The sequence below is a fragment of the Cellulosimicrobium sp. ES-005 genome, from assembly GCF_040448685.1.
GTDB classification, from domain to species: domain Bacteria; phylum Actinomycetota; class Actinomycetes; order Actinomycetales; family Cellulomonadaceae; genus Cellulosimicrobium; species Cellulosimicrobium cellulans_G.
Window position 1 is genome coordinate 1,720,103 of sequence record NZ_CP159290.1, and the last position, 21,827, is coordinate 1,741,929.

Sequence of the window (21,827 nt, forward strand, 5' to 3'; positions counted from 1 at the left end):
GATGACCGACGGGCAGGACGCGCGTCGGGCGGGCGACCCCGACCTCGTCCGCCTGCTACGGCGCACCGTCCTGCTGGTCGCGGGGCTCAACCTCGCGTACTTCGTCGTCGAGCTCACGGTCGCGCTCGCGGCGGGTTCGGTCTCGCTGCTCGCCGACAGCGTGGACTTCCTCGAGGACACGGCGATCAACCTGCTCATCGCCGTCGCGCTCGGCTTCCCGCTCGCGCGGCGCGCGGTCCTGGGCAAGGTCATGGCGCTGCTCATCCTCGGTCCTGCCCTCTTCGCGGCCTGGGAGGCGGTGCAGCGCTTCGGCGACCCGACGGCGCCCCACGTCGTGCCGCTCGTCCTCGCCTCGCTCGGGGCGATCGTCGTCAACGGCGTGTGCGCGTGGCTCCTGGTGCGGGTCCGACACCACGGTGGGTCGCTGAGCCGGGCAGCGTTCCTGTCGGCGCGCAACGACGTGCTCGTCAACGTCGCCGTCATCGCGATGGGGCTCGTGACCGCGTGGACCGGCTCCGGCTGGCCGGACCTCGTGCTCGGGTGCGGGATCATCTTCCTCGCGTTCCACTCCGCCTACGAGGTCTGGGAGGTCAGCGAGGAGGAGCGGCTGGCCGCCAAGGCCGTCGCGGGCGAGGAGATCGGGTGACGGTGCGTCGTCCGACTGGCGGGCGTCCGGGCGCGGGTCGGCGCAGGCTCCGTACGCTGACGTCGTGACCCTCCGAACCCTCCGCGACGCCGCCGCGCGCCCGCTCACCGCCCTGACCGCCGTCCTGCTCGCCGCGGGCCTGCTGGCCGGGTGCTCCTCCACCGACGAGCCGGCCGCCGACGCCGCGTCGCCGTCCACGTCGACCGCGAGCGAGGAGACGAGCGCCCCGGCCGACGACGCGACGGACGAGGCGTCCGACGACGCCGAGGACGCGCCCGAGCTCTCGTACGAGGGGCGCGCGGGCACGACCGCGCTCGACCTGCTGCTCGAGGCGGACCCGTCCGCCCAGGTGACCGGCGAGGGCGAGAACGCGTTCGTCACGGCGATCGACGGCGTCGCGGCCGACCCGGACAGCGAGTTCTGGGCGCTGTACGTGAACGGCGAGATGGCTACCGTGGGAGCAGGATCCCTCGAGACCGAGGACGGGGACGAGATCACGTGGAAGCTCGAGACGTTCACCTCGTGACGGGTTCGCAGGCCTTGACGGTGACTCGCTGGTGGCGCCCGGCGCTCGTCGTGGCGCTCGCGGCGCTGGCCGTGGTCTGGCGCCTCGTGCGTGCCGACCTGGGCGCGCCCGCCAACCTCGAGCTCGTCACGGCCGCGACGTTCGCGGCGACGCTCCTGCTGCGCTCGCGCTGGGCGTTCGTCGTGCCGCTCGCCGTGACGGTCGTGTCCGACGTCGTGCTCGGCAACACCGCGATCGCGCTCTTCACGTGGAGCGCCTGGCTCGTGGTCGGGCTGGGCTCGCTGCTCGCGCGGAACACGACCGGCTGGCGCCGCGTCGGCGCGGGCGCCGCGTTCGGCGTCGCGGGCTCGCTGTGGTTCTTCGCGTGGACCAACTTCGGCGTCTGGTTCCAGGGGCGTGGCATCTGGTACCCGGCCTCCGTGGACGGACTCGTCGCGAGCTACGTCGCGGGTCTGCCGTTCCTGCGCACGATGCTGCTGGGCAACCTCGTGCTCCTGCCGCTGGTCGCGGCGGGCACGCTGCTCGTGGACCGGATCGAGGCCTCGCACGCGATGGTCGCGGTCCGTCCGGCGGGAGCCGCGGGGTAGCGTGAACCGTGCCGGACGGCCGCCCGGGCCGGGCGGCGACGGACCCTGGCGGGCATGAGGAGGCAGCCATGGCGCGACACCGCATCTTCGGGATCAGCTTCGCGAGCGTCTACCCGCTCTACGTGACCAAGGTGGAGCGCAAGGGGCGCACGACGGACGAGCTCGACCAGGTCATCGGCTGGCTCACCGGCTACGACGACGCCGGGCTCGCGGCGGCGATCTCGGACGAGATCACGCTCGAGGAGTTCTTCGACCGGGCACCGTCGATGAACCCGAACGCCTCGCTCATCACCGGGGTGATCTGCGGCGTCCGCGTCGAGGAGATCGACGACCCGCTCATGCAGAAGATCCGCTACCTCGACAAGCTCGTCGACGAGGTCGCGCGAGGGAAGAAGATGACCTCGATCCTCCGCGGGGAGACCGCGGCCGCCTCGTAGCGGCCGGCGGGTTCTCAGTCGAGCTGCTCCGCGATCCCCACGATGACGCCGCCCGGTCCGCGCAGGTAGCAGAGCCGGTAGACGCCCTCGTACTCGACGATCTCTCCCATCACCGCGCCGCCGTGGGGCCCGAGGCGCCGCACCGTCTCGTCGATGTCGTCGACGGCGAACATCACGCGGTGCAGGCCCAGCACGTTCGGCGGGGCCGTGCCCAGGCCGAGGTCGAGCGGCGCGGGTGCGTGGTACCGGGTGAGCTCGAGGCGCCCGTGCCCGTCGGGGACGCGCATCATCGCGATCTCCGACCGCAGGCCGTCGAGCCCGACGACGCGCTCGGCCCACCGCCCCTCGATCGTCATCCGGTTCTCGAGCTCCATCCCGAGCTCGGCGAAGAACGCGACGGCCGCGTCGAGGTCGTCGACGACGACCGCCACGTTGTCGAGTCGCTGGATCGTCATGGGCACGTCTCCTGAGGTCGGGTTCCTGGGTGCGGACTCGTAGGTCCGGGGTGCATGGGCTGCGAGCCGCCGGGCGCCGACGGGCTTTCGTGCCCGACGACGCTCTCCTGGATCAGGAGTCCTGCCCGACGCCGCGTCCCGGCTCGCTCATGTCGCCCGTCCCGGGTGTGCCGGCGGCGAGGCCGTAGCGCAGCAGGACGGTCCCGTTGGGGCTGGGTGCGGGCGGCTCGAGGAGGGTGAGGTTGGTGGGGACGGCGCCGCCGTCGAACACGGTCTTGCCCGTGCCGAGCACGATGGGGTGCACCCACAGGTCGAGGCGGTCGAACAGCCTCTCCCGCAGCAGCGTCTGCACCAGGTCGAGGCTGCCGACGACCTTGACGTGCTCGTGGCGGTCGCGCACCTCGCGCACCGCGGCGGGCAGGTCCGGTCCGAGCAGCGTCGACCCGGCCCACGGAAGGTCCGGCGTGCCGCGCGACGCGACGTACTTGGGGATGCGGTTGAACAGGGCGGCGAAGTCGTCGTCCTGGCCGCCCTCCTGGAACGGCCAGTACGACGCGAAGATGTCGTACGTCCGCCGCCCGAGCAGCAGCGCGTCCGCGCCCTCGTACGCCGCGGCGATCTGCGCGCCCGCGACGTCGTCGATCAGCGGTGCCTGCCAGCCGCCGAACGCAAACCCTCCCTCCGGGTCCTCCTCCGGCCCGCCGGGCGCCTGCCCGACGAGGTCGAGGGTCGTGAACAGCTCGATCTCGATCGATCCCATGGCCCGCTCCGTCGTGATCGCGTGGTTCGTGTCGAGGGGTAGACCTCGTGCTCAGCGAGAAGTCATCGCGGAGGCGACGCTCCGTGCCGCAGCCCGGCGCGACTGGTCGGACGGCACCCGAGGCCGTCGCCGTGTCACACGCCGGTCCGCGACGCGACGAGCGCGCCGAGCCGGCCGGCCCACGCGTGCAGGTCGCGAGCCTGCGCGGCAGCGTCGTGCGTGTCGGAGGCCCACGGCTCCTTGAAGAAGAACCCGAGCTCGGGCACCGGCCCCGCGATCCTTGCGGCGTGCGCGAGGGCGAGGAGGCGGGTGAGGTCGAGCACGTACGGCGCCGCGAGCATCGAGTCGAACGCGCTCCAGGTCGTCTGCAGGGTCAAGCGGGTGCCGAGGAAGCCCTCGACGTGCACGTGGTCCCACGCGACCTTAATGTCGCCGAGGTCGGGCACGTTGTCGATGTGCAGCGGGGTGACGTCGGAGCCGGTGAGGTCCCGGAGGCCGCGCGACTTCGTCGCGAGCTTGCTGCGGACGTTCTGCGGGTCGGCCAGGGTGGCGCCGTCGCCGCCACCGAGCAGGTTGGTCCCGGCCCAGGAGAGCACCCGGAGGCCGCGGGCCGTGAACGCGGGCGCCAGGACGGTCCGCAGCCAGGTCTGACCCGTCTTGCCGTCCTGGCCGGCGACGGGCAGGCCGGCCTGCGTAGCCAGCCGGGTCAGCGCGGGGATCGCCATGCCCGCCGACGGCGTGAAGGCGGCGTACGGCGCGCCCGCGAGCACGGCGGCGTACGCGGTCACCGACGACGGGGGCAGGACCGTGCGAGCGGGCTCGGCGAGCGCCGCGAGCAGCGCGTCGACGTCGTCGTGCTCGGGCCGTGGCTCGATCGGCGGCTCGGTCGAGGCCAGGTCGACGACCACGACCCGGGCCAGGGCGTGCCGGTCGCGGAACGCGAGGACGTCCGCCGCGAGCCGTTCGGCCACCTCGAGCTGGGAGCCGTCGTGCCCCTGCGGGTCGTAGCCGGGCCGCACCTCGGCGTCGGCGGCCTCCAGGGCGCTTCGTGCCGTCGACAGCAGAGACGGGGCGATCATCCCGGCGCCGACCAAGGCCTCGGCTCGCTCGACCATCGGGCAAGGAGAGAGGTCGTGCCCGCCGACGACGAGGTCGCCGAACCCGGGCAGCGGCACGTCGTCGAACTCCGGCTGCGCGGTCACGCACCCGGTCGGTGCCGCGTGGCCCTGGGCGAGCACGGCGAGCCCGAGCGTCGCCGTCGTCGCCACCGAACCGCGCGCTCCCACGAGCCACAGTCCTGTCCGCTCGGTCGGCGCGGCGTGGCCGGGGCTCCCGGTGGACGGCGTGAGGTCGCGAGCGGCGCGATCGCGCATCGGCGCGCCCGGTGGGGTGAACGGCTGGGCAGTGGTCACGTCGAGAGTCGACCTCGGCGCTCGGTGCGCGGGCAAGGAGTTGCCGTCGGTTGCCGAGTTGCCGTCAGTTGCCGCGCAGGTCGCGGCAACAGTGCGGTTCCGGGGCCCAGGGGCAACAAGTGGCAACTCGTTGTTGCCGTCCCGGGGGCGACCTAGCGTCGGGGTCACGCGCACTGCACAGCCACGGGACGCACGTCCTGAGCAGGCATTCCTCAACGGAGAGGCAGACTGATGGCACTCGCAACATCCCCTCGCGCCGGTAGACGCCGGAGCCGGCGAGCTCGGCTCGTTGCCGCCGCGACCGGAGCGTTCGTGCTCCCGCTCGTCGCGTCGGGCGCGTATGCGGCGACGGAGTCGGACGCGTGCACGTACGGCTACTCGGCGGACTCGAGCGTGTTCTTCGGAGACGGCGCTGCAGCATCCGGGGTCGCGAACGTCGATCGTGGCGACGGGTGCACGCTGATGGACGTCTTCATGGCCGAGGCGCCGTTCGCCAACCACGGCCAGTTCGTCAGCACGATCGGACGCATCGCCACCGAGCAGGTACGCAACGGCGTCATCTCCGACGCCGAGCGTGCCGCGATCGTCTCGGCAGCGGCCGCGTCCGAGGTCGGGCGACCGCATCCCGTGACCGGGACACGCTCCGTCGACCTGAGCCGGATCGGCCTCGTCGGCTACACCGTCCGTGCCACGATGCCGTCGGACGCCGAGGGCACCCTGGCGGCCCTGGCCGAGTGCGGCTTCCAGAACATGGAACCGTCGGGCGCCGTCGGCGGCTTCTACGGCTACACGGCCGCCCAGCTCGCGCCGCTCACCGAGTCTGCGGGCATCGCGGTGCCGTCGCTCGGTGTCAGTCAGGCGAACCTCGAGAACGACATCGACGGCGTGATCGCCGAGGCGCAGGCCATCGGTGCCGAGTACGTGCGCATCTCCGGCTCGGGTCGGTGGACCCTCGCGGACTACTCCCGGACCGCGGCCGTGCTGAACGAGGCCGGCGCGCAGCTCAAGGAGGCCGGCATCACGGTCGCGTACCACAACCACGGCTTCGAGTTCCAGACCGAGGAGAACGGGGTGACCGGCTACGACGTCCTGGTCCGCGAGACCGACCCCGAGCTCGTGACCATGGAGCTCGACGTCTACTGGGCGGCCAGCGTCGGGGTCGACACGGTCGGTCTCTTCGAGACCTACCCCGGCCGGTTCGGGCTGCTCCACCTCAAGGACATCGCTCCTGACGGCTCCTTCGCCGACGTCGGGTCGGGCACCATCGACTTCGCCGAGATCTTCGCGAACGCGTCCCTGGCGGGCGTCGAGTACGCGTTCACCGAGAACGACCAGCCACGCCCCGACGGCGTGACGTCGGCGTGCACGAGCCTTGCGTACCTGACCGAGCTCCAGTACTGACCGACCGCTGCCGGCCCGCTCCCGCGGGCCGGCAGCCCACGGCACGGTCGCCATGCTGCGCCGAGTCTCGACCCCGCCACCAGACCCCACGAGCGGCCGAGTCTCGACCCACCACCAGACCCAGACCCCACGAGGGAACGAAGGAGCGGCCCGTCCGGACCGCCCCTGTGACGAAGGTGTGCCGTGCGCGGCCACAGCCGGTCGCGCCGAGGCACTCGACCACACGAGGGAGAGCTTGATGATGTCTGCGCAACACAGCAGAGCGTTGAGGGCGACGATCGGGATGATCGCCGCGATCGGCACCGTCGCTTCTGTCCCAGCCGCTCACGCGCACGAGGACGCACCCCCTCCTGCCGAGGTCGCGGACGACGTCTTCGACAAGGTGCCGCTGGTCACCGAAGGCCTCGCCGACCCGTTCGAGCTCGACGTCGCCGAGGACGGGCGCGTGGTCTACATCCAGCGGACGGGACAGGTGAAGGTGCTCGAGCAGGACACGCTCCGCCAGTTCACCGCGCTCGACCTCGACTACGGCCTCGACCTGCTGACGCAGTCCGACGGTCTGCTCGGCCTGACGCTCGACAACGACTTCGTCGAGAACGGCTGGGTCTACCTCCTCTGGAGCGACCCCGACGTGGCCACGATGAATCTGTCGCGGTTCACCATGGGGCCCGACAACGTGATCGACCGAGGCTCCGAGAAGCGTCTGCTCGACTTCACGATCTGGCGCGGGGAGGGTCGCGCCAACTCGCACATGGCCGGCTCGCTCGCCATGGGCCCCGACGGGAACCTCTACGTCGCCACCGGTGACAACACCGACCCGTTCAACCAACAGGGGTACACCCCGATCGACGAACGACCGGGCCGCCGCGCGTACGACGCCCAGGCGACGTCGGCGAACACCGACGACCTGCGCGGCAAGATCCTCCGGATCACGCCCCAGGACGACGGGACGTACACCGTCCCCGAGGGAAACCTCTTCCCGCCGGGACGGAGAACACGAGGCCCGAGATCTACGGCATGGGCTTCCGCAACCCGTTCCGCATCACCGTCGATCCTGCGACCGGTGCCGTCCTGGTCGGTGACTACGGGCCCGACGCCCGGGTGGCGAACCCGCTGCGGGGTCCGGAAGGGCTGGTCGAGCTCGTCCGGATGACCGGACCGGGGAACCACGGGTGGCCGTACTGCCACGGGAACGACCAGCCGTACGTCGACTACGACTACGCGACCGGGGTGTCCGGCGAGCCGTTCGACTGCGCCCGCCCGGTCAACGACTCGCCCAACAACACCGGCCTCCGCGAGCTGCCCCCGACCCAGGAACCCCTGGTCTGGTACGGCTACGGGGTCTCGGAGCAGTTTCCCGAGCTCGGCTCGGGAGGCGCCGCGCCGATGGCCGGCCCGGTCTACCGCTACGACCCCGAGCTCGACGTGAAGACGAAGTTCCCGGAGTCCTACGACGGGCGGTGGTTCGTCTCGGAGTACGCGCGGCACTACTACAAGATGCTGTCGCTGGACGAGACGACGGGCGAGCTGCTCTCGATCGACCCGTTCCTGCCCGACGAGACGTTCGTCGCACCGTTCGAGGCGGAGTTCGGGCCCGACGGATCGCTGTACGTCATCGACTTCGGGCGAGGCAGCGGGGCGGGCCGGGGCAGCACCAACACGGACGCCGGCATCTACCGCATCGACTACGCAGCCGACGGTCGTCGCCCGGTGTCCCAGTTCACCTCCGACGTCGACTCGGGCACGGCGCCGCTGGCCGTCGCCTTCGACGGCAGCGCGAGCCAGAGCCCGGACGGGCTCGACATCACCTACGAGTGGGACTTCGAGAACGACGGCACCGTCGACTCGACGGAACGTGACCCCGTCCACACCTACACGGAGAACGGGCAGCACACCGCACGCCTGACCGTCACCGACACCGACGGGCTCAGCGGCGTCTCCGTCCAGAAGATCACGGTCGGCAACACCCGTCCCGAGGTGTCCTTCGCCCGGCCGCTCGCCGGCGGCTTCGCGGAGCTCGGCGACACGGTGCCGTACGCGGTCGACGTCGTGGACGCCGAGGACGGCTCGACGGCCGACGGGACGATCGACTGCAGCCTCGTCACGGTCGCGACCCAGCTCGGGCACGACGACCACGCGCATCCTCTCGACAACTACGAGGGATGCTCCGGCGAGGTCTTCCTCGACCCGGCCGACCACGGCGTGGGCCAGAACGTGTACGCGGTGCTCGGTGCCGGGTACCAGGACCTCGGTGCTCCGGGCGTCCCGGAGCTCGCCGCGCAGGAGATCATCCGCCTGCAGGTCCGCGACAAGGAGGCCGAGTTCTTCAGCAGGGGATCCGGGGTCCAGATCGTCGACGACGACGCCGCCCGGGGTGGACGGTGGGTCGATGGTTTCGACGACGGCGACTGGATCGCCTTCGATCGCGTGGACCTGACGGGCATCTCGGGCCTGACCGTCGGAGCCGTGCGTGGCGCCGCCGAGACCACGCTCGAGGTGCGCACAGGCAGCCCGACCGGGCCCAAGCTGGGGCAGGTCAAGATCGCCCCGGCGACCGCACCGGGCCAGGTGGTGTCGCCCACCATCGAGATCGACGCCAAGGGCGGGGAGACGTCCCTGTACGTGGTCGCCTCCAGCAAGGGCAGGGCCGACGCCGAGGCGGGCGTCGTGGCGCTCGACTGGCTGGTCTTCCACGGGCGCGGCGTCGCCGACGCGACGGCCCCGGTCGTCGAGGCGCAGGCGAGCCGCGGAGGCGGCCCCGCCGGCATCGCGGTCACGCTCAGCGGCTCCGCGGTCGCTCCGGAGGGTCGCACCATCGGGTCCTACGTCTGGGACTTCGGGGACGGGACGACGGCGGAGGGCGCCGAGGCGACCCACGTCTACACCCAGCCGGGCAGGTACACCGCCCGTCTGATCGCGACCGACAGTGCCGGCACCCGCGACTGGACGACGGTGGGGATCAACGTCGCGGCCACGTCGAAGTGACGCGGTAGCACCCACGGCCGGCCCGCTGGCACATCGCCGGCGGGCCGGTCGGCGGGCGCCCGAGACCTCGTGGCGCGGTCAGACGCTGAAGTACTTTGCCTCGGGGTGGTGGAACACGAACGCATCGGTCGACTGCTCCGGGTGGAGCTGGAGCTCCGCGGAGAGCTCGACGCCCACGCGCTCGGGGCGCAGGAGCTCGACGATCTTGGTGCGGTCCTCCATGTCGGGACACGCGGGATAGCCGAGCGAGAAGCGCGCGCCCCGGTACTCGAGCTTGAACATGCCCTCGACCTCGGTCGGGTCCTCGTCGGCGAAGCCGAGCTCGGCGCGCACGCGCGAGTGCCACATCTCCGCCAGCGCCTCGGTGAGCTGCACCGACAGCCCGTGCAGCTCCATGTACTCGCGGTAGTGGTTCCCCGCGAAGAGCTTCGCGGTGTGCTGGTCGACGCTCGCGCCCATGGTGACGAGCTGGACGGGCAGCACGTCGTACCGGCCGGTCTCCTCGACCCACGACCGCGGCTTGACGAAGTCGGCGAGGCACAGGTGTCGGTCGCGGCGCTGGCGCGGGAACGTGAAGCGCAACCGCTCGGTCCCGGGCTCTCCGCCCGACCCGCCGTCGGGCGCGCCGATCCCCGTGAGCCCGGCGCCGTGGTGCGCGACGACGACGTCGTCGCCCTCCGACCACACCGGGAAGTACCCGTACACGACCGACGGGTCGACGACGCCGTCGGTGCGGATCCGCTCGTACCAGGCGTTGAGCCGCGGGCGGCCCTCGGTCTCGACGAGCTCCTCGTAGGACGCCCCGTCGTCTCCCCGGCCCGGCTTGAGGCCCCACTGGCCCATGAACGTCGCGCGCTCGTCGAGGAACGCCGCGTACTCGGCGAGCTGGACGCCCTTGACGAGGCGCGTGCCCCAGAACGGGGGAGCGGGCACCGGGTTGTCGGCCGCGACGTCGGACCGCGCGGGCAGGTCCTCGACGGGCGTCTCGGTCACGGTGACCACGGCGTGCCGGCGCTTCTTCAGCGCGGGCAGCCCGACGGCGTCGGGCGACTCGCCGCGCGCGACGCGCACGAGCGGCTCCATGAGGCGCAGGCCCTCGAACGCGTCGCGCGCGTACCGGACGACGCCCGGGAACTGGCCCGCGAGGTCGTCCTCGACGTACGTGCGCGTGAGCGCCGCGCCACCGAGCAGGACCGGCCAGCGGCCGGCGAGCCCGCGCGACGTGAGCTCCGCGAGGTTCTCCTTCATCACGACGGTGGACTTCACGAGCAGGCCGGACATGCCGATGACGTCGGCGTCGTGCTCCTCGGCGGCCTCGATCATCGCGGAGATCGGCTGCTTGATGCCGATGTTCACGACCGTGTAGCCGTTGTTGGTGAGGATGATGTCGACGAGGTTCTTGCCGATGTCGTGCACGTCGCCGCGCACGGTCGCGAGCACGATCGTGCCCTTGGACCCGGTCGAGCCCTCGATCTTCTCCATGTGCGGCTCGAGGTAGGCGACCGCCGTCTTCATGACCTCGGCGGACTGCAGCACGAACGGGAGCTGCATCTCACCGCGCCCGAACAGGTCGCCCACGACCTTCATGCCCTCGAGCAGGTGGTCGTTGACGATGTCGAGCGCCTTGAGCCCGGACGCCATCGCGGCGTCGAGGTCCTCCTCGAGGCCCTTGCGCGCGCCGTCGACGATCCGCCGCTCGAGCCGCTCGCCGACCGGCAGCGCGGCGAGCTCCGCCGCGCGCTGGTCCTTGAGCGCCGCGGAGTCCACGCCCTCGAACAGCTCGAGCAGCCGGGCGAGCGGGTCGTGCACGAGGTTCCCCTCGTCGTCGTACCCCCGCCGGTCCCACACGAGGTCGAGCGCGGCCTCGCGCTGCTCGGCGGGGATCTGCGCGAGGGGGAGGATCTTCGCGGCGTGCACGATCGCGGAGTCCAGTCCGGCTTCGACGGCCTCGTGGAGGAACACCGAGTTGAGCACCGTGCGCGCCGCGGGGTTGAGGCCGAACGACACGTTCGACACCCCGAGCGTCGTGTGGATGCCGGGGTAGCGGCGCGTGATCTCGCGGATCGCCTCGATCGTCTCGATGGCGTCGCGGCGGGTCTCCTCCTGGCCCGTGGCGATGGGGAACGTCAGCGCGTCGACGATGATGTCGTCCACGCGCATGCCCCAGTCGCGCGTGAGCGTCTCGACGAGCCGGGTCGCGATCTCCACCTTGCCCGACGCGGTGCGCGCCTGGCCCTCCTCGTCGATCGTCAGCGCGACGACGGCCGCCCCGTGCTCGACGACGTGCGGCATGATCCGCGCGAACCGCGACGTCGGGCCGTCGCCGTCCTCGAAGTTCACCGAGTTCACGACGGCGCGCCCGCCCACGAGCTCGAGTCCCGCGGCGATGACCTCCGGCTCGGTCGAGTCGATGACGAGGGGCAGCGTGGACGCGCTGGCGAGGCGCGACACGACCTCGCGCACGTCCGCGACGCCGTCGCGCCCCACGTAGTCGATGCACACGTCGAGCAGGTGCGCGCCGTCGCGCGTCTGCGCCCGCGCGATCTCGACGCACTCGTCCCAGTTCTCCGCGAGCATCGCCTCGCGGAACGCCTTGGAGCCGTTCGCGTTCGTGCGCTCGCCGATCGCGAGGAACGACGCGTCCTGGTGCAGGTCCGTGTGCGAGTACAGGCTCGCGACGCCGTTCTCCCGCTCCGGGTGCCGCTCGACGACCGGCCGCGCGCGCACCGCCTCGACGACGCGGCGCAGGTGCTCGGGCGTCGTGCCGCAGCAGCCGCCCACGAGGCCCAGGCCGAACTCGCTGACGAACTGGGTGTGCGCGGCCGCGAGCTCGTCCGGCGTCAGCGGGTACGTCGCGCCGTTCGGGCCGAGCACCGGCAGCCCCGCGTTGGGCATGCACGTCACCGGGATCTCCGCGTGCCGCGACAGGTGCCGCAGGTGCTCGCTCATCTCGGCCGGGCCGGTCGCGCAGTTGAGGCCGATCGCGTCGACGCCGAGCGCCTGGAGCGTCGTGAGCGCGGCCCCGATCTCGGAGCCCATGAGCATCGTGCCCGTCGTCTCGACCGTCACCTGGACGATGATGGGGACCTCGCGCCCGACGTCGCGCATGGCGTTCCGCGATCCCGTCACCGCGGCCTTGGCCTGGAGCAGGTCCTGGCTCGTCTCGACGAGGATCGCGTCGACCCCGCCCTCCAGGAGGCCCGCGGCCTGCTCGGCGAACGTGTCGCGCAGGTGCGCGTACGTCGTGTGCCCGAGGCTCGGCAGCTTGGTCCCCGGCCCCATCGAGCCGAGCACCCAGCGCGGCTGCTCGTCGGTCGCGAACGCGTCGGCCCGTTCGCGCGCGATCCGCGCCCCGGCGGCGGCGAGCTCGCGGATGCGGTCGTCGATGTCGTAGTCCGACAGGTTGGACCAGTTGGCGCCGAACGTGTTCGTCTCGATCGCGTCGACCCCGACCTCGAGGTACGCGTCGTGCACCGCCGCGATGATGTCCGGGCGCGAGACGTTGAGGATCTCGTTGCAGCCCTCGAGGCCCTGGTAGTCCTCGAGCGTCGGGTCCTGCTCCTGGATCATCGTGCCCATCGCGCCGTCGGCCACGACGACGCGCGTGCGCAGCGCGTCGGCAAGGGCCCGGGAACGGGCGTCGGCGAGGTCCTGGGGTACGACGATCGGCATGCTACGCAGCGTAGATCGCGCCTGCTCGGTCGTGGGGACCCGTCTCAGCGGACCGCCGTGCTCGGCGAGGGACGCCATCCCGACCGAGAGACGCACCTCGTCGTGCATCCCCCGCACCGCGGTGCATCACTGACGGGGTGACCGGGGACCGGGGAAAAGCGCGTGCCCGACGGCGCGGGCGCACCTACCGTGGTCGGCATGTCCTCTCCCGCGACCGACCAGGTCGAGAACCCGGCCCCCGCGACGCTCGCCCCGATCGTCGAGCGCGCCGCCGCGCCGTCGACCCTCCCGGCCGTGACCGCCGGCGACCTGACCTGGCGCCCCGCCGTGCCGGCCGACGCGCCCGCGCTGCTGGCCCTGCGCAACGGCATCGCCGAGGCGGACCAGGAGCCGTACCGCGAGACGATCGGCGAGGTCGAGGAGCTGTTCACCGCGCCGTGGCGCGACCTCGCGGCCGACTCGCTCGTCGGCGTCGAGACCGACGGGACGCTGCGCGCGTACGCGCTGGTCGACACCAACCCGGGCGACGCGAACACCGTGCGCGCGTTCCTCTGGGGCGGCGTCCACCCCACCCACCGCGGGCGCGGCGTCGGGCGCGAGCTGTTCGCCTGGGAGATCGCGCGCGGACGCCAGCTCCTCGCGGCGAGCGGCAAGGAGCTGCCCGCGCGCCTGCTCACCTACGGCGAGGACACCGACCCACCCGAGAAGGCGCGGCTCTACGCGCGCTTCGGGCTCGAGACCCGCCGCTTCTACGCCGACCTGCGTCGCGACCTGGCCACGCCCATCCCCGAGGTGCCGCTCGACGGGTCGCTGCGACTCGTCCCGTGGTCGACGGAGCTCGACGAGGCGACCCGCCTCGCGCACAACGACGCGTTCCGCGACCACTGGGGGAGCGAGCCCCGCACCGCCGAGGCGTGGACGCACGGGCGCAGCGAGTTCGCGCCCCAGTGGTCCTTCCTCGTGGTCGACGACGCGCCCGATGTCGACGCGCTCCTCGCCGACCCGACGACGGACGCCGAGACCGCCGCGGCCCTGCGCGCCGGCCAGCCGCTCGTCGTCGGCTACGAGATGGCCGGCCGCTACGACGAGGACTTCCCCGTGCGCGGCTACACGTTCGGCTACACCGAGATCCTCGGCGTGCGCAGCGCGTACCGGGGGCGTCGCGTCGCCGTCGCGGCGCTCGCGGCCGGGATGCGCGCGTTCGCCGCGGACGGCATGCAGTACGCCGCGCTCGACGTCGACACCGAGAACCCGTCCGGCGCGCACGGCCTCTACGCGAGCCTGGGCTACGAGAAGGTGACAGGCTCGCGCATGTACTCGATCGAGCTGTGACGACGGCCTGCGAGGTCGACCTGCCCGTCCGAGATCGACCCCGTGAGGGCCGATCTCGGGGCGGCCGGGTCGATCTCGGCTGGAGCGGTCAGAGGGTCGACGCGGAGAGGGCGTTGCAGTCCTGGAGGGTGCCACCGTTGTAGCCGATGGTGAACCAGCGCTGGCGCTGCTCGCTCGACCCGTGGGTCCAGCCCTCGGGGTTCACCTGGCCGGTCGCGGCCTCCTGGATGCGGTCGTCGCCGACGGCGGACGCGGCGGACAGCGCGTCGTTCAGCTCCTGGTCGGTGATCGGCGCGAGGAACGTCACGCCGGTGTCCGGGTCGACGGTGCTCGCCGCGTGGCCCGCCCACATGCCGGCGAGGCAGTCGGCCATGAGCTCGATGCGCACGGAGTCGGACTCGGGACCGGTGCCCTGCCGGTTCGCCGCGTCCATCGCGCCGACGAGCTGCTCGATGTGGTGGCCGAACTCGTGCGCGACGACGTACATCTCCGCGAGGCCGCCGTCGTTGGCGCCGAACCGGCTCGTGAGGTCGTCGTAGAAGCCGAGGTCGATGTAGACGGTCTGGTCGGGCGGGCAGTAGAACGGCCCGACGGCGCTCGTCGCCGCGCCGCAGCCCGTCGAGACCTGTCCGGTGAAGCTCACGACCTGGGGCAGGTCGTACGTGACGCCTGCCTGCTCGGGGAGCGCGTCGGTCCAGTAAGCGTCGAGCGACTGCACGGTGCCGTTGAGGCGGCACTCGCGCGTCGTGTTCGCCTCCTCGGCCGTGCACGCGTCGATGTACTCCTGCTGGCCCTCGCCGTACGCGCCCGAGTCGGACCCGTCGCCGCCCGTGAGCGCGCTGAGGTCGACGCCGGTCTGGTTGCCGACGAACGCGATGAGCAGCGCGACGAGCACCGCCCCGATCCCGCCGCCCGCGATCATCGTGCCGCGCCGACCGCCGCCCTTGCGGACCCGCCCGCCCTCGAACGAGCCACCCTCCTGGAAAGTCACAGGTCAACGCTACCGCCGGGTCGTGCGCCAGGCGTCCTGGTGCGGGTGCCCGGACGGCGCAAGCACGATCTCGGCGCCGAGCAGCGCCCTCGCACGGGCCCCCGGCGGAATGGGGTGGGACGCGACGCCGGGCCCCCGTAGAATCGACGAGGCCCGGACGCCGGGGCGCACGCGCCCCGGCCCCACGACGAGCCGCCGGCCGACCGGCCGGGAGAGGGCCGTCGTCGGGCACCCGCACCACCCGAGAGGACCCTCCCGTGATCACCGCTCACGGCGTCGAGCTGCGCGTCGGCGCCCGCGTCCTGCTGCACGAGGCGACCTTCCAGATCGCCTCGGGCGACCGGATCGGACTCGTCGGGCGCAACGGCGCCGGCAAGACGACCCTGACCAAGACGCTCGCGGGGGAGACCCAGCCGACGGCCGGGAAGATCACGCGCGGCAACGACATCGGCTACCTGCCGCAGGACCCGCGCACGGGCGACCTCGACGTCATCGCGATGGACCGGGTGCTCTCGGCCCGCAGCCTCGACAAGATCGTGCGCCAGATGCGCGAGACCGAGGGTGCGATGGCGAGCGCCGACGTCGAGACGCACGAGGCCGCCATGGAGCGCTACCCGAAGCTCGAGGCGCGCTTCCTCGCCGCGGGCGGCTACGCGGCCGAGAGCGAGGCGCACCGCATCACGAGCAACCTCGGCCTCGACGACCGGGTGCTCGGGCAGCCGCTGAGCACGCTGTCCGGCGGTCAGCGCCGCCGCATCGAGCTCGCGCGCATCCTGTTCTCCGGGGTCGAGACGCTGCTCCTCGACGAGCCGACGAACCACCTCGACGCGGACTCGATCATCTGGCTGCGCGACTACCTCAAGTCGTACGGCGGCGGGTTCGTCGTGATCTCCCACGACGTCGAGCTGCTGCGCGCGACCGTGAACAAGGTCTTCCACCTCGACGCGAACCGCGGCGAGCTCGACCAGTACAACCTCGGGTGGGACGCCTACCTCGCGCAGCGCGAGTCCGACGAGCGCCGCCGCCGTCGCGAGCGGCAGAACGCCGAGAAGAAGGCGGGCGCGCTGCTCGCCCAGGGCGAGAAGATGCGCGCCAAGGCCACGAAGGCCGTCGCCGCGCAGCAGATGATGCGCCGCGCCGAGAAGATGCTCGCGGGCATCGAGGGCGAGCGGCAGACCGACAAGGTCGCCAAGCTGCGGTTCCCCAAGCCGGCGCCGTGCGGCCGCACGCCGCTCACCGCGAGCGGGCTGTCCAAGGCGTACGGGTCGCAGGAGGTCTTCGCGGGCGTCGACCTCGCGATCGACCGCGGCAGCCGCGTCGTCGTGCTCGGCCTCAACGGCGCCGGCAAGACGACGCTCCTGCGCATCCTCGGCGGCGTCGAGCAGCCGGACACGGGCGAGGTGCACCCGGGCCACGGCCTGAAGATCGGCTACTACGCCCAGGAGCATGACACGCTCGACATGGACGCGACCGTCGTCGAGAACCTGCGCCACGCCGCGCCCGACCTCACCGACACGCAGGTGCGGTCCGTGCTCGGGTCGTTCCTGTTCTCCGGCGACGACGCGGACAAGCCGACCAAGGTGCTGTCCGGCGGGGAGAAGACGCGCCTCGCGCTCGCGACGCTCGTCGTCTCGGCCGCGAACGTGCTGCTCCTCGACGAGCCGACGAACAACCTCGACCCGGCGTCGCGCGCCGAGATCCTCGGGGCGCTCAAGACGTACGAGGGCGCGGTCGTCATGGTCACGCACGACGACGGCGCGGTCGAGGCGCTCGAGCCCGAGCGCGTCCTGCTGCTGCCGGACGGCGACGAGGACCTGTGGAGCGACGACTACGCGGAGCTCGTCTCGCTGGCCTGAGCGGGCCGTCGGTCCGGCGCGGTCTCACGGCCTGCGCCGAGCTGGGCGTCGACGAGGGCGTCCTCCTCGTCCTCGGCGCTCGGCCGGCGGCTGCGCGGCTCACGCCGTGCGCGCGTGCCGGCGGGATCCCGGGCGGCGAGCAGGTCGCCCGCGGTGAGCGTCGTCTCCTCGCCGCGCGCGTCCCGGCGGGCGCGGCGGACCAGGAGCCAGAAGCCGGCGACCGCGCCGATCGCGAACACGCCCCACTGGAACGCGTACGACAGGTGCGACCCCGGGTCGGTGTCGGGCTTGGGCAGCGCCTCCAGCGTCTCGGCCGCGGGCGGCACCTCCGTGCGGAGCTGGCCGTACGCGCCGACGGTCCGGCCCTCGGCCCACGCGGCGCCGTCGGGCCCGGCGGCGAGCACCTGGTCGGTGGCGACCGCCTGGACCTGCCCGTCGGGAGCGTCCCGGCCCGACGGCGGCTCGTCGCCGCGCAGCGTCACGGTCGCCTCGACCTCGCCCTCCGGGGGCACGGGGACGTCGCCCGGCGTGACGGCGTCGCTGCCGAGCGGCACGAACCCGCGGTCGACGACCACGACGAGCCCGTCGGGCGCGGACGGCGTGGGGTTCGTCACGAACGGGACGAGCACGTGAAAACCGGGGCTGCCGCCGACGGGGCGGTTGCGCAGGAGGACGGTCGCGTCGGTCTCGTAGCGGCCCACGAGCGTCACGGGACGCCAGAGGTCGGCCTCGTCGAGCGTGGCGCCCGGACCGTCGAGGACCTCGTCGACCGGGACGGGCTCGGACGTGTAGTTCGTCTCGATGCGCTCGATCTCCGCCTCGCGCGAGACGTACCGGTTCCACTGCCAGCGCCCCGCCACGAGGCACAGGGCGACCAGGACGACCACCCCGACCGCGAGGGTCACCCACTGGCGCGGCGTGCGCGGCTGGTGGGCCTCCGTGGTGGCGCGCTCCGGCGTCGGGCCTGCCGGGGCGCCCGACGCCGGGCCCGACGGTGCAGCCTGCGTCACGGGGCCGCCCGGCGCTCGAGCTCGTCGACCGGCACGGTCGTGCGCCAGAACGAGCGGGCGCCGAGGAACGTCTCCAGGTGCTCGCGGTGCGCGTCGCACGCGAGCCAGACCTTGCGCCGCTCGGGCGTGTGGATCTTGGGGTTGTTCCACAGCAGCCCCCACGCGGCCGACTCACGGCAGCCCTTGGCGCTGCACACCAGGTCCTCCTCGCCGACGGGGTCGGCGAGGCCCAGCACATCGGTCACCGGTCGTCCTCCTCGTGGTCCTGCGGGTCGCGCGGTCCTGCGCCGGCGATCCCGTGGGATCCCGGCACCCCGGCCGCGGGCAGCGCGCGGTGCTCCATCGGCGAGGTGTCGTACTGGGCCTGGTCGCGCCCGGCGTTGGCGATGAGCACCGCGCTGTACGGCAGGACGATCGCCGCAGCGGCGAACACCCAGGTCAGCCAGCTCGGCGCGACGAGGATCGCGGCCACGAAGCACACGATGCGGATACCCATCTGGATGAGGTACTTGCGCTCGCGGCGCGACTGGTCGGCGGCCAGGGGCTCCGGGGCTGACGTGATGCTCGGGACCGCCTCGGCCGACCTCCGGGCCGTGCGTCGTGTGCTCACCCGTCCAGTCTACGTTTGTCGGGACCCCACAAAGTGTGGGGGAGCGGTGTGACCTCGCCGTACCGCGCACGGCGGGGCCTGCGCACGGTACGGTCGGTGCGGCGCGTTCGCGCGGCTCCGTCACGAGCCCGCACGGGCCCCCTGGCACCGGCCGTGCGGGACCCGTCCCCGGCCGCCGTCCCACCCGACCGTCCCGAGGAGCCGCACCGTGTCCGAAGCCACCGCACCCGCCCCGCGCACCGTCGTCGTCACCGGCGCGAACCGGGGGATCGGCCGCGCCATCGCCGAGCGGTTCGTGGCGAACGGCGACCGCGTCGCGACCGTCTACCGCGGCGGCGACCTGCCCGAGGGCGTGCTCGGTGCCGTGGCGGACATCACCGACACCGCCGCCGTCGACGCCGCGTTCACCGAGATCGAGAAGGAGCTCGGGCCGGTCGAGGTGCTCGTCGCGAACGCGGGCGTGACGCACGACCAGCTCCTGCTGCGCATGACCGACGAGGACTTCGAGTCCGTGATCGACGTCAACCTCACCGGCACGTTCCGCTGCGTGCGCCGCGTGAGCAAGGGCATGATCCGGCTGCGTCGCGGACGCATCGTGCTCGTGTCGTCGGTGATCGGTCTGTACGGCGGCGCCGGGCAGGTCAACTACGCGTCCTCCAAGGCGGCGCTCGTCGGCATGGCGCGCTCGATCACGCGCGAGCTCGGGTCGCGCAACATCACGGCGAACGTCGTGGCGCCCGGGTTCATCGACACCGCGATGACCGCCGAGCTCCCCGAGGAGCGCCAGGCCGCGTACAAGGCCGCGATCCCCGCCGGGCGCTTCGCGCAGGCCGACGAGGTCGCCGGGGTCGTGCAGTTCCTCGCGTCCGACGACGCCGCGTACGTCTCCGGGGCCGTCATCCCCGTCGACGGCGGTCTCGGCATGGGTCACTGACCCGACGCGCGTCCGGGCCACGGTCACTCGTGCGCCCGCGCCCCCTCTCTTTCAGTACGCTCAGCCTCAGCGCGCCCGCACGGCGGGTGCACGACGGAAGGAAACCGATGGGTCTGCTCGACGGCAAGAAGCTCCTGATCACGGGAGTGCTCACCGACTCCTCGATCGCGTTCCACGCGGCGCGCCTCGCGCAGGAGGAGGGGGCCGAGGTCGTGCTCTCCTCGTTCGGCCGCCAGATGAAGCTCACGCAGGCCTTCGCCAAGCGCCTGCCCGTCGAGGCGCCCGTCGTGCAGCTCGACGTGACGAACGACGACGACCTCGCCGGCCTGGCCGACGCCCTCCGCGAGCACACCGACCGCCTCGACGGCGTCGTGCACTCGATCGGCTTCGCCCCGCAGAGCGTCATGGGCGGCAACTTCCTCTCGGGCACCTGGGAGGACGTCGCCACCGCGCTCCAGGTCTCGACGTTCTCCTACAAGTCGCTCGCGGTCGCCGCGAAGCCGCTCATGACCGACGGCGGGGCCGTCGTGGGTCTCACCTTCGACGCGCAGTTCGCGTGGCCGGTCTACGACTGGATGGGCGTGGCGAAGGCCGGCCTCGAGTCCGCGAACCGCTACCTCGCGCGCGACCTCGGCCCCGACGGCATCCGGGCCAACCTCGTCTCCGCGGGCCCGATCCGCACGACGGCCGCCAAGTCCATCCCCGGCTTCGAGCAGATGGAGGACGGCTGGCCCAAGCGCGCGCCCCTCGGCTGGGACCAGACGACGGCGGAGCCCGCCGCGCGCGCGGTCGTCGCGCTCCTGTCCGACTGGTTCCCGGCGACGACCGGTGAGATCGTGCACGTCGACGGCGGCGTGCACGCCATGGGGCAGTGACTCAGGAGGAGAGCATGGGCGCGGAGACCATCGACGGCGGCGTGCGCCGCCTCGTCCTCCTGCGCCACGCCAAGGCGGAGCCGGGCGGCGGGAGCGTCGACGACGTGCTGCGCCCCCTCGCGCTCAACGGGCGGCGCCAGGCGGGCCGGGTCGGCGGCGCGCTGCGCGAGACGGGGCTCGTCCCCGAGCGCGTGCTGTGCTCGTCGGCGCTGCGCACGCGCCAGACCTGGGAGCTGCTCGCCGCCCACCTGGGCGACGTGGACCCGGAGGTCGTGGTGAGCGACGGCCTCTACGCGGCCGACGTGACCGACGTGCTGGACCTCGTGCGCACGACGGACTCGCGCGTGCGCACGCTGCTCGTCGTCGGGCACGAGCCCACGATGGCGGCGACGGCGTCGCACCTCGCAGACCCGGCGTCCGACGGTGGGGCGCTCGCCCAGGTGCGCGTCGGCGTGCCGACGGCGACCTACTCCGTCCTGGAGTCCGCGACGGCCTGGGACGCCTGGGCGCCCCGCAGCGCGCTGCTCACCTACGTGGGTCGCCCGTCCTGACGGTCGCGCCCTGCTCGTGACGCGAGAGAGCCCTGGTCCGTGCGGACCAGGGCTCTCTCGCGTGGCCGTCGCGGCTCAGCGGGTGGCGTCCACCCGGTCGACGACGTCGAGGACGGCGTCGATGCGCGGCCCGTCGACGCCGTAGGGGGCCTGCGCGCGCACGACCGGCTTCGCGGCGAACGCGACCCCGATGCCCGCGGCGCCGATCATGTCGAGGTCGTTCGCACCGTCGCCCACGGCGATCGTCGCGCTCATCGGCAGGCCGAGCTCGGCCGCGAACTCGCGCAGCGCGACCTCCTTCGCGGCGCGGTCCACGACCGGGCCGGTCGTGCGACCGGTGAGCCGACCGTCGGCGACCTCGAGCCGGTTCGCGCGGAAGCGCGTGATCCCCAGCTCCGCCGCGAGGTCGGCGACGATCTCCTCGAAACCGCCTGACACGAGCCCGACCTCCCAGCCGCGACGGCGCGCCTCGGCGACGAGCTCGCGCACGCCCGGCGTGAACGTCGCGCGGGCGCGGACGTCGGCGAAGGCCTCGACGGGAACCCCGGCGAGGGTCGCGACGCGCTCGCGCAGCGACGCCCCGAAGTCGATCTCGCCGCGCATCGCGCGCTCGGTCACCTCGGTGACCTCGGCGCGTGTGCCCGCGTGGTCGGCGAGCAGCTCGATGACCTCCTGCTCGATGAGCGTCGAGTCCACGTCCATGACGAGGAGCCGGACGGGGCCGCTCGTGGGGTCGGGGGTCACGCGGGGGCTCCTCGCGGTGTCGGTCTCGTCGACGCCCGGGCCG

21 protein-coding genes are annotated in these 21,827 nt (G+C 72.8%); 12 read left to right on the plus strand and 9 right to left on the minus strand.

Annotation, left to right across the window (positions count from 1 at the left end):
* Position 1 precedes the first annotated feature (1 nt).
* From ABRQ22_RS07470 to ABRQ22_RS07485, 4 genes are all read left to right on the plus strand, one after another.
* Positions 2-646: a cation diffusion facilitator family transporter gene (locus ABRQ22_RS07470; protein ID WP_253049996.1), complete on the plus strand. Its 645-nt coding sequence runs from the start codon at positions 2-4 to the stop codon at positions 644-646.
* A gap of 64 nt (positions 647-710) precedes the next feature.
* On the plus strand, positions 711-1,172 hold the full coding sequence (locus ABRQ22_RS07475; protein WP_353709086.1) for a DUF4430 domain-containing protein: 462 nt from the start codon (positions 711-713) through the stop codon (positions 1,170-1,172).
* Between the two features lie 20 nt (positions 1,173-1,192).
* A complete protein-coding gene (locus tag ABRQ22_RS07480) occupies positions 1,193-1,759 on the plus strand; it encodes a DUF6580 family putative transport protein (RefSeq protein WP_353709087.1) in 567 nt (188 codons plus the stop codon).
* Positions 1,760-1,827: 68 nt separating this feature from the next.
* Positions 1,828-2,196, plus strand: coding sequence for a DUF2200 domain-containing protein (locus ABRQ22_RS07485; protein WP_353709088.1), 369 nt, complete (start codon positions 1,828-1,830; stop codon positions 2,194-2,196).
* A gap of 14 nt (positions 2,197-2,210) precedes the next feature.
* Here the strand turns inward: ABRQ22_RS07485 and ABRQ22_RS07490 are convergent, their stop codons facing one another.
* The 3 genes from ABRQ22_RS07490 to ABRQ22_RS07500 all read right to left on the minus strand — a co-directional run bounded on the left by ABRQ22_RS07490 (position 2,211) and on the right by ABRQ22_RS07500 (position 4,823).
* The gene (locus tag ABRQ22_RS07490; protein ID WP_353709089.1) at positions 2,211-2,651 is read right to left on the minus strand and encodes a VOC family protein; all 441 of its coding nucleotides are present in this window, start codon (positions 2,649-2,651) and stop codon (positions 2,211-2,213) included.
* 112 nt (positions 2,652-2,763) lie between these two features.
* Positions 2,764-3,411 carry a dihydrofolate reductase family protein gene (locus tag ABRQ22_RS07495; RefSeq protein ID WP_353709090.1) on the minus strand — a complete coding sequence of 216 codons (648 nt, stop codon included), beginning with the start codon at positions 3,409-3,411 and terminating at the stop codon, positions 2,764-2,766.
* 134 nt (positions 3,412-3,545) lie between these two features.
* Positions 3,546-4,823, minus strand: coding sequence for an inositol-3-phosphate synthase (locus ABRQ22_RS07500; RefSeq protein WP_353709091.1), 1,278 nt, complete (start codon positions 4,821-4,823; stop codon positions 3,546-3,548).
* Between the two features lie 312 nt (positions 4,824-5,135).
* On the opposite strand from ABRQ22_RS07500, the gene ABRQ22_RS07505 reads away from it, so the two are divergent.
* The 3 genes from ABRQ22_RS07505 (at position 5,136) to ABRQ22_RS07515 (ending at position 9,209) form a co-directional block, all read left to right on the plus strand.
* Complete coding sequence (locus ABRQ22_RS07505; protein WP_353709092.1) at positions 5,136-6,224, plus strand: sugar phosphate isomerase/epimerase; 1,089 nt, start codon at positions 5,136-5,138, stop codon at positions 6,222-6,224.
* Positions 6,225-6,507: 283 nt separating this feature from the next.
* Complete coding sequence (locus ABRQ22_RS07510; protein ID WP_353709093.1) at positions 6,508-7,377, plus strand: PQQ-dependent sugar dehydrogenase; 870 nt, start codon at positions 6,508-6,510, stop codon at positions 7,375-7,377.
* A 344-nt stretch (positions 7,378-7,721) separates the two neighbouring features.
* Complete coding sequence (locus ABRQ22_RS07515) at positions 7,722-9,209, plus strand: PKD domain-containing protein (protein WP_353709517.1); 1,488 nt, start codon at positions 7,722-7,724, stop codon at positions 9,207-9,209.
* A 78-nt stretch (positions 9,210-9,287) separates the two neighbouring features.
* Here the strand turns inward: ABRQ22_RS07515 and metH are convergent, their stop codons facing one another.
* The gene (gene metH / locus ABRQ22_RS07520; RefSeq protein ID WP_353709094.1) at positions 9,288-12,881 is read right to left on the minus strand and encodes a methionine synthase; all 3,594 of its coding nucleotides are present in this window, start codon (positions 12,879-12,881) and stop codon (positions 9,288-9,290) included.
* A gap of 198 nt (positions 12,882-13,079) precedes the next feature.
* Between metH and ABRQ22_RS07525 the strand changes: the two genes are divergently transcribed.
* A complete protein-coding gene (locus tag ABRQ22_RS07525) occupies positions 13,080-14,213 on the plus strand; it encodes a GNAT family N-acetyltransferase (protein ID WP_353709095.1) in 1,134 nt (377 codons plus the stop codon).
* A gap of 88 nt (positions 14,214-14,301) precedes the next feature.
* Here the strand turns inward: ABRQ22_RS07525 and ABRQ22_RS07530 are convergent, their stop codons facing one another.
* A complete protein-coding gene (locus ABRQ22_RS07530) occupies positions 14,302-15,204 on the minus strand; it encodes a neutral zinc metallopeptidase (RefSeq protein ID WP_353709096.1) in 903 nt (300 codons plus the stop codon).
* A gap of 257 nt (positions 15,205-15,461) precedes the next feature.
* Between ABRQ22_RS07530 and ABRQ22_RS07535 the strand changes: the two genes are divergently transcribed.
* Positions 15,462-17,060, plus strand: a complete 1,599-nt coding sequence (locus ABRQ22_RS07535) for an ABC-F family ATP-binding cassette domain-containing protein (RefSeq protein ID WP_353709097.1) — start codon at positions 15,462-15,464, stop codon at positions 17,058-17,060.
* Here ABRQ22_RS07535 and ABRQ22_RS07540 read toward each other — a convergent pair.
* The 3 genes from ABRQ22_RS07540 to ABRQ22_RS07550 are packed head-to-tail and all read right to left on the minus strand — an operon-like array spanning position 17,033 to position 18,680.
* A complete protein-coding gene (locus tag ABRQ22_RS07540) occupies positions 17,033-18,070 on the minus strand; it encodes an SURF1 family protein (protein ID WP_353709098.1) in 1,038 nt (345 codons plus the stop codon). The genes ABRQ22_RS07535 and ABRQ22_RS07540 overlap by 28 nt on opposite strands.
* Entirely contained in the window at positions 18,067-18,315 is a 249-nt protein-coding gene (locus tag ABRQ22_RS07545) for a hypothetical protein (protein WP_253049968.1), read from the minus strand. Before ABRQ22_RS07545 ends, ABRQ22_RS07540 begins: the two co-directional genes overlap by 4 nt.
* Positions 18,312-18,680, minus strand: coding sequence for a DUF3099 domain-containing protein (locus ABRQ22_RS07550; RefSeq protein WP_253049966.1), 369 nt, complete (start codon positions 18,678-18,680; stop codon positions 18,312-18,314). Before ABRQ22_RS07550 ends, ABRQ22_RS07545 begins: the two co-directional genes overlap by 4 nt.
* Positions 18,681-18,888: 208 nt before the next feature.
* Here ABRQ22_RS07550 and fabG point away from each other — a divergent pair, with 208 nt between their 5' ends.
* The 3 genes from fabG (at position 18,889) to ABRQ22_RS07565 (ending at position 21,040) form a co-directional block, all read left to right on the plus strand.
* Positions 18,889-19,614: a 3-oxoacyl-ACP reductase FabG gene (fabG, locus tag ABRQ22_RS07555; protein WP_353709099.1), complete on the plus strand. Its 726-nt coding sequence runs from the start codon at positions 18,889-18,891 to the stop codon at positions 19,612-19,614.
* A 107-nt stretch (positions 19,615-19,721) separates the two neighbouring features.
* A complete protein-coding gene (gene fabI, locus ABRQ22_RS07560; RefSeq protein ID WP_047233141.1) occupies positions 19,722-20,489 on the plus strand; it encodes an enoyl-ACP reductase FabI in 768 nt (255 codons plus the stop codon).
* A gap of 14 nt (positions 20,490-20,503) precedes the next feature.
* Positions 20,504-21,040 carry a histidine phosphatase family protein gene (locus tag ABRQ22_RS07565; RefSeq protein WP_353709100.1) on the plus strand — a complete coding sequence of 179 codons (537 nt, stop codon included), beginning with the start codon at positions 20,504-20,506 and terminating at the stop codon, positions 21,038-21,040.
* Positions 21,041-21,115: 75 nt separating this feature from the next.
* On the opposite strand, the gene serB is transcribed toward ABRQ22_RS07565, so the two are convergent.
* On the minus strand, positions 21,116-21,784 hold the full coding sequence (serB, locus tag ABRQ22_RS07570) for a phosphoserine phosphatase SerB (RefSeq protein WP_308202265.1): 669 nt from the start codon (positions 21,782-21,784) through the stop codon (positions 21,116-21,118).
* Positions 21,785-21,827: the final 43 nt, after the last annotated feature.

Bases quoted from the DNA above. Each gene is read 5' to 3' on its own strand.
- ABRQ22_RS07470 (WP_253049996.1), top strand. From the start codon at position 2: ATGACCGACGGGCAGGACGCGCGTCGGGCGGGCGACCCCGACCTCGTC.
- ABRQ22_RS07485 (WP_353709088.1), top strand. From the start codon at position 1,828: ATGGCGCGACACCGCATCTTCGGGATCAGCTTCGCGAGCGTCTACCCG.
- ABRQ22_RS07490 (WP_353709089.1), bottom strand. From the start codon at position 2,651: ATGACGATCCAGCGACTCGACAACGTGGCGGTCGTCGTCGACGACCTC.
- ABRQ22_RS07495 (WP_353709090.1), bottom strand. From the start codon at position 3,411: ATGGGATCGATCGAGATCGAGCTGTTCACGACCCTCGACCTCGTCGGG.
- ABRQ22_RS07510 (WP_353709093.1), top strand. From the start codon at position 6,508: ATGATCGCCGCGATCGGCACCGTCGCTTCTGTCCCAGCCGCTCACGCG.
- ABRQ22_RS07515 (WP_353709517.1), top strand. From the start codon at position 7,722: ATGCTGTCGCTGGACGAGACGACGGGCGAGCTGCTCTCGATCGACCCG.
- metH (WP_353709094.1), bottom strand. From the start codon at position 12,881: ATGCCGATCGTCGTACCCCAGGACCTCGCCGACGCCCGTTCCCGGGCC.
- ABRQ22_RS07525 (WP_353709095.1), top strand. From the start codon at position 13,080: ATGTCCTCTCCCGCGACCGACCAGGTCGAGAACCCGGCCCCCGCGACG.
- fabI (WP_047233141.1), top strand. From the start codon at position 19,722: ATGGGTCTGCTCGACGGCAAGAAGCTCCTGATCACGGGAGTGCTCACC.
- ABRQ22_RS07565 (WP_353709100.1), top strand. From the start codon at position 20,504: ATGGGCGCGGAGACCATCGACGGCGGCGTGCGCCGCCTCGTCCTCCTG.